General features: G+C 52.3%; 11 protein-coding genes and 1 tRNA gene. All 12 read left to right on the forward strand.

Features of this window, described 5'->3' with window-relative positions; translation table 11 throughout:
• On the forward strand, positions 1–76 hold a 76-nt coding region (locus tag V3U24_10775; GenBank protein ID MEE9167927.1), incomplete at its 5' end, for an elongation factor Tu.
• Positions 77–79: 3 nt separating this feature from the next.
• On the forward strand, positions 80–244 hold the full coding sequence (rpmG, locus tag V3U24_10780; GenBank protein ID MEE9167928.1) for a 50S ribosomal protein L33: 165 nt from the start codon (positions 80–82) through the stop codon (positions 242–244).
• A gap of 33 nt (positions 245–277) precedes the next feature.
• Positions 278–350 (forward strand) — tRNA-Trp (locus V3U24_10785).
• A gap of 67 nt (positions 351–417) precedes the next feature.
• Positions 418–600 carry a preprotein translocase subunit SecE gene (gene secE / locus V3U24_10790; protein MEE9167929.1) on the forward strand — a complete coding sequence of 61 codons (183 nt, stop codon included), beginning with the start codon at positions 418–420 and terminating at the stop codon, positions 598–600.
• A gap of 1 nt (position 601) precedes the next feature.
• Entirely contained in the window at positions 602–1,129 is a 528-nt protein-coding gene (gene nusG, locus V3U24_10795; protein ID MEE9167930.1) for a transcription termination/antitermination protein NusG, read from the forward strand.
• A 10-nt stretch (positions 1,130–1,139) separates the two neighbouring features.
• Positions 1,140–1,562, forward strand: a complete 423-nt coding sequence (gene rplK / locus V3U24_10800) for a 50S ribosomal protein L11 (GenBank protein MEE9167931.1) — start codon at positions 1,140–1,142, stop codon at positions 1,560–1,562.
• An 11-nt stretch (positions 1,563–1,573) separates the two neighbouring features.
• Positions 1,574–2,263 (forward strand): 50S ribosomal protein L1, encoded by a 690-nt coding sequence (gene rplA / locus V3U24_10805; protein MEE9167932.1) that lies wholly within the window; start codon positions 1,574–1,576, stop codon positions 2,261–2,263.
• A 7-nt stretch (positions 2,264–2,270) separates the two neighbouring features.
• The gene (gene rplJ, locus V3U24_10810; protein ID MEE9167933.1) at positions 2,271–2,789 is read left to right on the forward strand and encodes a 50S ribosomal protein L10; all 519 of its coding nucleotides are present in this window, start codon (positions 2,271–2,273) and stop codon (positions 2,787–2,789) included.
• 22 nt (positions 2,790–2,811) lie between these two features.
• A complete protein-coding gene (gene rplL / locus V3U24_10815) occupies positions 2,812–3,198 on the forward strand; it encodes a 50S ribosomal protein L7/L12 (GenBank protein MEE9167934.1) in 387 nt (128 codons plus the stop codon).
• Positions 3,199–3,256: 58 nt separating this feature from the next.
• Entirely contained in the window at positions 3,257–7,036 is a 3,780-nt protein-coding gene (gene rpoB / locus V3U24_10820; protein ID MEE9167935.1) for a DNA-directed RNA polymerase subunit beta, read from the forward strand.
• A gap of 16 nt (positions 7,037–7,052) precedes the next feature.
• Positions 7,053–11,348 carry a DNA-directed RNA polymerase subunit beta' gene (gene rpoC, locus V3U24_10825; GenBank protein MEE9167936.1) on the forward strand — a complete coding sequence of 1,432 codons (4,296 nt, stop codon included), beginning with the start codon at positions 7,053–7,055 and terminating at the stop codon, positions 11,346–11,348.
• A gap of 30 nt (positions 11,349–11,378) precedes the next feature.
• On the forward strand, positions 11,379–11,507 hold a 129-nt coding region (locus V3U24_10830), incomplete at its 3' end, for a 30S ribosomal protein S12 (GenBank protein ID MEE9167937.1).

An 11,507-nucleotide genomic window follows, 5' to 3' on the forward strand; every position in this document is an offset into this window, starting at 1 on the left:
GAAGGAGTTGAGGTTTGCCATACGTGAAGGTGGTCGCACGGTGGGTGCCGGCGTTGTGACCAAGGTCATTGAGTAAATCTTGGCGGGAAAGAGCAAGAGAGATCTTCTTATTCTTGAGTGTCCGGAATGTCGCCGGCGAAACTACACAACATCAAAGAATCGCCAGCTCCATCCGGATAGAGTGACGTACAAGAAATATTGTCCCTGGTGCAGAAACCACACACCCCACAAGGAAACAAGATAGGCAGCGATGGTTGGCTTTCCCAAAGATGAGTTTAGGAGCGTAGCTCAATTGGTAGAGCACCGGTCTCCAAAACCGGCGGTTGCGGGTTCAAGTCCTGCCGCTCCTGCAACGGGCTGCGCCACACGGATATTGGAACTCCCCCGTGCGGTGTGTGAAGTCTCCTCCAAGTCAACGTGATACGGAAGATAGGACAGTTTTTTAACGGCGTGCAATTTGAAATGAAAAAGGTGTCGTGGCCAACATGGGAGGAGTTGCGCGGTTCGACGGTTGTCGTTCTGGGCCTCTCACTGTTTCTCAGCATGTTTCTGTTTGTCGTGGACTTTGTCCTTTCAAGGATCCTGAAGGTGATTCTGTAGAATGGACTGGTTCAGTATCAGAGTTCTTTCCGGAAAGGAAAAGAGGATTCGTGACGCGCTACTGATGGATATGGGAGAAGACGACAATGGGAATCAGATTGAGGAAGCGCTCGTACCCTCTGAAAACGTTGTGGAGATGAGGAGTGGGAAAAAGGTGGTCAGGAACAAGGTATTCTACCCCGGATACGTCCTCTTAAAGATGAACTTGAATCACCAGACGAGACATTTTGTGGAAAACATCCCGGGGATCATCAGTTTTGTAGGCCCCAAGGGGGAACCGGAACCTCTCAAGCCCGAGGAAGTCAAAAGAATTCTTGGTGAAGTGGAAACCAAGGATGGCCGGGAAGTGCTGGCTGCCAAATTCAAAGTTGGGGACGCTGTGAAAGTAACTGACGGTCCATTTATCGATTTTTCAGGATTTGTTCAAGAAGTCAATGAGGAGAAGCAGAAGGTAAAGGTGACGGTATCGATTTTTGGCCGGGCCACACCGGTAGAACTCGATTTTCTTCAGGTGGAGCACGAGAAATAGGGTCCCTACCATGGCGAAAAAAGAGCTGACGAAAATCAAGTTACAGATTCAGGGAGGACAGGCAAATCCTGCCCCTCCTGTTGGGCCTGCTCTTGGGCAGCATGGCGTCAACATTATGGATTTCTGCAAGGCTTTCAATGAAAAAACGAAGGATAATATGGGCACGGTCATACCCGTTGTGATCACGGTGTTTGAAAACCGGTCGTTTACTTTCATCACCAAAACGCCTCCCGCCTCCGTGCTGCTGAAACAGGCGGCCGGCGTGGAAAAGGGGTCGGGGGAACCGAACCGCGAAAAGGTGGGAAAGGTAACGGAAGAAGACCTGGTGCGCATCGCCAGGACTAAGATGTCTGATTTGAACGCCTACTCAGTGGAATCGGCTGTTGAGATGATTCGTGGTACCGCGAGGAGCATGGGGATAGAAGTTCAGTAGGATCTCATTTTATGAAACGCGGGAAAAAATATCGATCCGCTCTGGAAAAAATTGACAGGCTAAGAGAGTACTCTGTTTCGGACGCTATGTCACTGCTGAAAGATGTAGCGGGAGCCCAATTTGATGAAACGGTTCAGGTGGCAGTCAATCTAGGTGTGGACCCTCGCCATGCGGATCAGAATGTCCGTGTGACCGCCGCCCTCCCCCACGGGACCGGGAAAGAGGTCAGAGTGCTCGTTTTGGCAACGGGTCCCCGGGCCAAAGGTGCGGAAGACGCCGGAACCGATTTCGTGGGCGGCGAGGAATTCATCCAGAAACTGGAAAGCGGCTGGGATGAAGTTGACGTGATTGTGGCAGAGCCATCCATGATGCCAAAGTTGGGCAAACTTGGAAGGATTCTTGGCCCGAAGGGGTTGATGCCCAATCCCAAGAGTGGTACGGTGACCGATGACGTGGCGAGCGCTGTGAAAGAGATCAAGGGCGGTCGGATCGAGCTGAGGGTTGACCGTTTCGGGATAATCCACGCTCCTATCGGGAAGGTTTCCTTCGAGGCGGATCATCTGAGTGAAAACCTGAAATGGGTCATATCGACGTTGATGGATGTGAGACCCAGTTCTGTCAAGGGGGCCTATCTAAGGAAAGTGACCGTCTCTTCCAGTATGGGTCCCGGAGTGAAAATTGACAAATCCACGTTGGTTTGAGAATCCTGTGCCGACTCAGAAAAAACAGGACGCGGTCGCGAGTATTCAGGACAAATTCCAGGGTGCAAAGGGAATCTACTTCGCCGACTATCTTGGGCTCAACGTGGCGGACATGACTGAACTGAGGAGGAAATGCCGCGAAGAGGAAGTGGAACTCACAGTCGTGAAGAATACACTCGCTCGAAGGTCAGCGGACAACGCGGGACTTAAGGGCGTTGAAGATATATTTGAAGGTCCAACGGCCATCGCATTCAGTTACGTTGACCCGGTCTCCCCTGCCAGAATCCTGAGGCGATTCAAGGATTCCCATGATCTTCCTAGGATCAAGGCTTTCATTATTGAGGGGGAGGTAATGGATACCGCTTCCTTCGGGAAGATTTCGCAGCTCCCGGCGAGGGAGCAGTTGTTCGTCCAACTCGTAACCGGACTGTCTTCGCCCTTGACCGGACTGGCTGTAATGCTTAAGAGTCAAATTGTCGTTTTGATTCAGACACTTGGAAAGCTGAAAAAGGCGGGACCATCATAGACACCTAGGAGGAGATGAAGAAATGGCTGAAGTATCACGCGCCAATGTCATGAAATACCTGGAAAAGGCAAATATGCTCGAAATCTCCGAGCTGATCAAGGAGATTGAAGAAAAGTTTGGAGTGTCCGCGGCCGCCCCGGTGGCTGTAGCCCCGGCGGGTACCGCTGCCAATACCGATAAAACGGCCGGGGAGGAGAAGAGCTCCTTCGACGTCGTTCTCACGGCGGCTGGAGAGAAGAAAATCCAGGTTATCAAAGTGGTTCGAAGCCTCACCGAGTTGGGCCTCAAGGAAGCCAAAGACCTGGTGGACGGCGCCCCCAAATCCGTCCGTGAAGGAGTCAACAATGAAGAGGCCGAAGAGATGAAAAAGAAACTCGAAGAGGCAGGGGCCACCGTAGAATTGAAATAAGGGACTGTCTCATGACCATAATGACATTCAGGAGATGATCTTGTAGGAGGGCATCATTTTGTCGACAAAATTAGACAAGAAATCTGAGAGAATTTCCTTCTCGCGTTTGTCGAGCGTGGTGGAAATGCCGAACCTGTTGTCGGTTCAACTGGAATCCTTTGACCATTTTATGCAGAGGGAAGTGCTTGAGGAAGAGCGGTTGCCTTTTGGCCTGGAAGAGGTCTTCTCCAATACCTTTCCCATTGAAGACACTCACCGCAACTACGTCCTGGAGTATAAGAGCTACTATTTCGGGCTGCCCAAATACAGTCCCCGGGAGTGTCACGAGAGAGGCGTCACGTATGCTGTTCCCCTTAAAGTTAGACTCATCCTGCACATCACGGATGAGTACGACCGTTCCAAGTATGCTCACAGCATTGAACAGGACGTCTATTTCGGGAACATTCCCTTCATGACAGACAGAGGGACCTTTGTCATCAACGGGGCGGAGCGAGTAATCGTGAGTCAGCTTCAGCGCTCGCCGGGCGTCTTCTTTGATGAGCACACTCACCCCAATGGGACAAAACTCTATCAAGCGAGGGTCATTCCGTTTCGCGGCTCCTGGATCGATTTCACTACCGATATTCGGGATTGTATCTACGTCATAATTGACAGAAGGAGAAAATTCCCCGTTACCACCCTCTTGAGAGCTCTCGGTTTTTCGAATGATGTCGACATTTTCCGTGCCTTCAAACTGGTGGCAAAAACCAACTTCGACGCGAAAGGGAAGAAAAAACTCCAGGATAACGTTCTGGTGGCGGACGTGGTGGACATGGAAACGGGCGAGATCATTGCGGAAGCGCACACGACGGTGACCGATGAGGTCTTGGAGAATCTGAAGAAAGCGCGCGTCAAGTCGGTTGAATACGTTGAACCCAGTGTGACCCTGGCTGCCGAACTCCTGAGGAACACAATGGAGAAGGATCCCACTAACAACACGGAAGAGGCGCTTCGCCTCCTGTATCAGCATCTGAGGTCTGGAGAACCGCCAAATCTTGAGACGGCTCAGAAGTTTATTGAGAGAATGTTTTTCAGTCCCAAGCGGTATGACTTGGGTAAGGTGGGAAGGTATCGGTTGAACAAGCAGTTCAATCTTGATGTTTCTTTGGATCACACGGTACTGACTACGGATGATCTGATCCGGGTTATCGAACATCTGATCGAGATGCGCATGGGAGAGAGGGGGCCGGACGATATTGATCATCTTGGTAACCGGCGGATGAAAACGGTGGGAGAGCAATTGACCAACCAGTTTTCCGTTGCCCTCAATCGCATGTCACGCACCATCAGGGAAAGGATGAACTTGAGGGAAGCGGAAAGTCTAACACCTCAGGATCTCATTAATTCCCGAATTGTGACAACGGTCATCAATTCCTTTTTCGGCACCAGTCAGTTGAGCCAGTTCATGGATCAGACGAATCCTCTTGCAGAGATTACTCACAAGCGAAGAGTTTCGGCATTGGGACCGGGGGGGATGACGCGTGAGCGCGCCGGCTTCGAAGTGCGGGACGTCCACTACACTCACTACGGCCGTCTTTGTCCCATTGAAACCCCTGAGGGACCCAACATCGGTCTCATTTCCTCTCTGGCAAACCACGCCAAAGTCAATGAGTTGGGTTTCATTGAAGCCCCTTACCGGGTGGTTGAACAGAAGGCGGAGGGCGCAGTGGTAACGAACAAGATAAGGTACCTGTCTGCGGAGGACGAGGATCGTTCCATGATTGCTCAGGCGAAGGCCGTTGACAAGAATGGCGGCAAGATCGGTAAAGAGAAGCTTCGGGTGCGAATTCGGGGTGACTTCCCAATTGTGGGCCCTGAAGAAGTACAATACATGGACGTGGCCCCTCATCAAATTCTCAGCGTGGCAGCGTCTCTCATTCCTTTTCTTGAACACGACGATGCCAACCGGGCGCTCATGGGATCAAATATGCAGCGGCAGGCAGTACCCCTTGTGGACCCGGAAAGTCCTATCGTGGGCACGGGGATTGAGAAAGACGTATCCCGGGATTCCCTCACGAGCCTCCCTTCCCCCGTGTCGGGTGTGGTCGTGAGCGTCGATTCCAAGGCCATTATTATTCGCACCGACGAGATCCCGGACGATATTGCCATATCACCCGAGGAGAACCGAGTTCGGGTTGATCTCACGAAATACTCTCGAACCAATCAGGATACCTGTATGAACCATCGTCCCACCGTCCGCAAGGGAGACACCGTGTCCGCGGGCGATATCTTGGCCGATGGCCCCGCCACGGAGAATGGGGAGTTGGCATTGGGGCAAAATGTTCTGGTGGCCTTTATGCCGTGGAGGGGATATAACTTCGAGGATGCTATTGTCATCAGTGAAAGATTGGTAAGGAATGATACGTTTACCTCCATCCATATTTCCGAAGTGGAGCTCGAAGTAAGGGACACGAAGCGGGGTGAGGAGGAGCTGACCCGGGAAATCCCCAGTGTGAGCGAACAGGCAACGAAGGATTTGGACGGAAGCGGAATCGTACGCTCGGGTGCTCGCGTTCAGGCCGGGGATATCCTTATCGGAAAAGTGACTCCAAAGGGAGAGACGGATCCCACGCCCGAGGAGAAACTTCTCAGAGCCATTTTCGGTGAAAAGGCGGGTGAAGTCAAAGACGCTTCCCGACGTGCGGAACCGGGTATCAATGGGGTCGTGATCAGAACACAATTGTTTGAACGGAAAACCAAATCGTCCCGGGCCGAAGAGAAAAAGGTTATTGAAAGATTACAGGAAGAGACTCGTCGGGAAAAGAGGCGGCTGAAGAAGAAGCGAGATGAAAAGCTGGTTCAGCTCATGGAAAACGAAACATCGGCGGGTCTGAGAAATCTCGCCACCGGTAAGACCATAATCAAAGCATCCACTCGACTCACGGCCAAGCGGCTGGAGGGTCTCGATCTCGAGCGTATCTCTCGGGAGAGTCATTGGGTCACGGAAAAGAAAGTCTGGATTCAGATCCAGCAGGTCTGGAACTCTTTCAACCGGGAGTGGCGTCGATGCGAGGAGAAACTGGATAGGGAGATCTACAAGCTTCAGGTGGGTGATGAACTCCAGCCTGGAGTCTCGAAACTTGCCAAAGTCTACATCGCGAACAAGCGAAAGGTCCAGATGGGGGACAAGATGGCCGGTCGTCACGGCAACAAAGGTGTGGTGGCCACTGTGGTGCCCGAAGAGGATATGCCTTTCCTTGGCGATGGTACCCCTGTGGACATCATTCTGAATCCTCTGGGTGTCCCTTCCCGCATGAACCTGGGGCAATTGTACGAAAGCATGCTCGGCTGGGCCGGGAAGGTATTGGGGGTGCGGTACGAGTCCCCTCCTTTCGATGGAGCCACACCTGAGCAGGTATCCGAGGAACTAAAAAAGGCGGGAATTCCCGCTAACTGCAAAACCTTTTTGCGGGACGGTCGAACCGGGATGAAGTTCGACTACCCCGTGATGGTCGGATATATTTACATGATGAAACTGAACCACATGGTTGAAGACAAAATGCATGCCCGTTCCACAGGGCCCTATTCATTGATCACCCAGCAGCCGCTGGGCGGAAAGGCTCAGTTCGGCGGACAGCGGTTTGGAGAAATGGAGGTCTGGGCACTGGAGGCCTACGGGGCCAGCCACACGCTCCAGGAAATTCTGACGGGGAAGTCGGATGATGTGGAAGGCCGATCGAAGGTGTATAACGCCATCGTGAGGGGGGATAATATTCCCTCATTCGGAATCCCTGAATCGTTCAACGTCCTCGTCAAGGAACTGCAAGGTCTTGGCGTCGATGTGCAACTGCACCATTGAGGGGGAGGAGAATTAAGTGGTCTACATAAAACCACCCAGAACCGACCGGGGTACCGATTTCTCAGCGGTATCCATTGGACTTTCATCTCCCGAGGAGCTCCTGAGGCGCTCGTACGGTGAAGTTCTGAAACCGGAAACGATCAACTACCGTTCTTACAAGCCCGAAAAGGACGGTCTTTTTTGCGAAAAAATCTTCGGGCCGGTTAAGGACTATGAATGTCACTGCGGCAAGTATAAAGGTATCCGGTACCGTGGGATTATCTGTGACCGCTGTGGCGTCGAGGTTACCCGCAAACGAGTCCGGAGAGAAAGAATGGGCCATATCACCCTGGCAGTGCCCGTTGTGCATATCTGGTATCTTCGATCTGTTCCTGGCAAACTGAGTCACCTTCTGGGAATCCCCACGAGAGATCTCGAACGGATCATCTACTATGAGGCATATCTGGTTGTCAATCCAGGTGCCTCTGAAAAGAAACCGCTGGATCTGATCGAGGAGGAGGAGTATCAGGAATTGGAGGCCAAGCATGGGAGGAACGCGGTATCCGAGGAAGATTACGAGGAAGAAAACTGGTTTTATGCCGCCATGGGTGGGACCGCCCTTCGCGATGCTCTGGTCAATCTGGATATTCCTAATACGATAAAGGATCTTGAGCATACCATCAAAACGTCCAGGTCCAAACAACGCAGATCCGATGCCCTGAAGCGTCTGAAAGTGGTCAAATCATTTTATCCATCCCCCGACAAGAAACGATTGAATCGGCCCGAATGGATGGTCATCACGGTTCTGCCTGTTATTCCCCCGGAATTGAGACCACTCGTGCCACTCGAGGGCGGCAGGTTTGCCGCCAGTGATCTCAACGATCTTTACCGGCGTGTCATTATTCGTAACAACCGTTTGAAGCAGTTGATCGAGATAAAGGCGCCGGATGTCATCTTGAGAAATGAGAAACGTATGCTTCAGGAAGCGGTGGATACGCTTTTCGACAACGCCCGTCGCGGAACGGCGGTGAGTAGTGGTACCCGGCGCCCTCTCAAGAGCCTGAGTGACATGCTGAGAGGAAAGCAGGGACGCTTCCGTCAAAATCTCCTGGGCAAAAGAGTCGATTATTCCGGTCGCTCCGTGATTGTCGTCGGGCCGGAACTGCACCTCAGCGAGTGCGGTTTGCCCAAGGACATGGCCCTCGAATTGTTCAAGCCTCACCTCATATGCGAATTGATTGCCCGGGGTTATGCAAAGACCCCTCGCAGCGCCAAGTTGATCGTCGAAGGGAAATCGCCGGAGGTATACGAAATTCTTGACTACGTTATCAACGATCATCCCATCCTCCTGAATCGTGCTCCCACTCTGCATCGACTTGGTATTCAGGCATTTCAACCCGTTCTCGTAGACGGGAAGGCGATTCAGATTCACCCGCTCGTTTGTGCCGCATTTAATGCCGACTTCGATGGGGATCAGATGGCCGTGCACATCCCCCTCTCGGTAGAGGCGCAGACCGAGGCCAGAATGCTCATGCTCTCGAGTCACAATATTCTTCACCCCGCTCACGGTTTTCCCATCGCCATTCCCTCGCAGGACATGGTTCTTGGCTGTCACTATCTGACGAAGCCGAAGAAAGGTGACCTGGGTGAGGGAAAAGCCTTTTCCGGAGTCGATGAAGTAATGCTGGCTTACGAGAACAGTGCAGTGGGCCTGCATGCAATCATCAACATCAGGGTTGACGGCGAATGGCACAATGAGACGACCGTCGGTCGAGCTATTTTCAATTCGGTTGTGCCTGAGGGACACAACTATATCGACATTACCATCAATAAGCAGAAACTCGAAGACATCATATACAAGGCCTATCTGGAGTCGGGAAACTATCGAACCGTCCAATTCCTCGATGATTTGAAGGACCTGGGATTCAAGTACGCGACACAGAGCGGTGTCTCCATTTCGGTGGAAGATGTCGTTGTGCCTGACGAAAAGGATGACATCATCTCAGAAGCGTTCCAGGAGGTGGATGAGATTCACAAGAAGTTTCAGAGACAGGTTTTGACCGAAGGTGAACGATACAACAAGGTCATCGATGTATGGACCCATGCAACCAACCTGGTTGCGGCCAAGATGATGACACATATGGAAATGGATAAGAGCGGATTCAATCCCGTGTTCATGATGGCTGATTCAGGTGCCCGAGGAAGCCAGGATCAGATTAAGCAGTTGGCCGGTATGCGAGGACTCATGGCGAAGCCCAAGAAGAGTATGACGGGCGGAAAGGGTGAAATCATCGAATCGCCCATTACCTCGAATTTCAAAGAGGGACTCTCCGTTCTCGAGTACTTCATTTCCACCCACGGAGCGAGAAAAGGTCTTGCCGACACCGCTCTCAAGACTGCTGATGCCGGCTATCTGACGAGAAGACTGGTGGATGTGGCCCAGGATGTGGTTATCAATGAGCCGGACTGTGGCACCATTAACGGCGTCTGGATCACCGACCTGAAAGAAGGAGAAGAGGTCATTGAGACGCTGCACGACCGGGTGCGGGGAAGGGCCGTCCAGGAGGATGTCTATCATGAGGGCAAGGTCGTAGTCAAAGCCGGTACCCTGGTGGACAACGAGGTCGCCGATCAGATTTCAAAACTGGACGTTATCAAGGTTTTCATACGGTCGGTCTTGACATGTGAATCGGAGAGAGGTGTGTGTGCCCAATGTTATGGGATAGACCTGAATACAAATAAGATCGTCAGTCTCGGATCATCTGTCGGAATCATTGCGGCACAGAGTATTGGGGAACCGGGGACTCAGTTGACTCTCCGCACCTTTCACATCGGCGGTACGGCATCCAGGATCATCGAACGGTCAGAGATGACAACCAAGCGAGGAGGCGTGGTCAAATTCTCGGACAATCTGGAGGTCGCCAGCATCTCCGACGGGGATGCTTCCGGTTCAGAGGCCCGCAAGAACAAGCTGAGGAGGGTATTGGTGCGTAACGGAACTATCCAGGTCCGTCCTGCCAAGGACGGCGCCGGGATCGATTACAACGTGCCGTACGGGGCCAATCTACTGGTTAACGACGGTGAGAGGGTGAAGGCTGGCCAGACGCTTTTCAATTGGGACCCCTACACCGATGTCATTCTGGCGAGACAGGGCGGGTACGTCAGATTCCTCGACATGATTGAAGGGGAAACCTATCAGGTTGAAGCTGTCGAGGGAGGAAAGAAGCAGTTTGTAACAACTGAAGCGAAGAATCGCCGGCTGGCGCCCCACTTGGATATCGTTGACGGTACAGGCAAAACTCTCTCGGGGGGCACCATCCTACCGGTCAAGGCGGTTCTTATGGTTCAGGATGGACAGAAAGTCCAGGCAGGCTCAATTGTGGTGAAGATAGCGAAGGATATCGGGAAGACCCGAGACATTACGGGAGGATTGCCCCGCGTTGCCGAACTTTTCGAGGCAAGAATCCCGAAGGAGCCTGCCGCGGTGACGGAAATCGATGGAATTACCAGGTTCGGTAAAACAAAAAGAGGGATTCGGGAGATTCTCGTAGAAGGTGCTCATGATGAAAAGAAGAAATACACGATTCCCTACGGGCGACATGTGATTGTCCACGAAGGAGATCGGGTCAGTGCCGGTGACAGACTGTGCGAAGGTGCCATTTCCCCCAAGGACATTCTCAACATTCTCGGAGCTGAGCGGGTACAGGAGTATCTCGTGAACGAGATTCAGGAAGTCTATCGTTTGCAAGGAGTCCGGATCAATGATAAGCATATCGAGGTCATTGTTCGTCAAATGATGCAGAAACTGGAGGTGGACGATCCCGGTGACACCAGGTTTCTTCCAGCGGACAGGGTCAACAGGCACGATCTGTTCAAAGAAAACGGACGGATTTCAAAGATGGTGGTTGTAGCGGAACCGGGGGATTCAGGATACGAGGCTGATACGCTGGAGGAGAAAGCTGAGGTGACAGAGACAAACAAGCAGTTGAAGGAAGAGGGAAAGACTGCCGCCAAGACGCGTAAGACCAAGCCGGCCACATTTCGTCCCCTCCTGCTGGGAATCACCCGGGCCTCTCTCAATACTGAGAGTTTCATTTCTGCCGCTTCATTTCAGGAGACCACCCGTGTTCTTACCGATGCTGCAGCCGCGGGTAAGACAGACTATCTTCTGGGCTTGAAGGAGAACGTGATTCTGGGCCGATTGATTCCCGCGGGGACCTACTTCAAGGATTTCAAACATCCGCTGGTCAAGAGAATTGGTGAAGAGGAAGAGGTTTTGGTGGAAGAGCCCAAAAAGGAAAAGAAGGAAAAAGTTGCTGTCGCGAAGGATTAGGCAGGGCAACGGGATGGAAGGATAACGGGCATGCCCACGATAAATCAGCTGGTGCGCAAGGGAAGGAAGAGGGTTGTGAAGAAGACGAGTACCCCGGCTCTGGCGGGCAATCCCCATAAAAGAGGTGTCTGCACACGCGTCTATACTACAACCCCCAAG

The organism is Candidatus Neomarinimicrobiota bacterium, from assembly GCA_036476315.1.
Lineage (GTDB): Bacteria > Fidelibacterota > Marinisomatia > Marinisomatales > S15-B10 > JAZGBI01.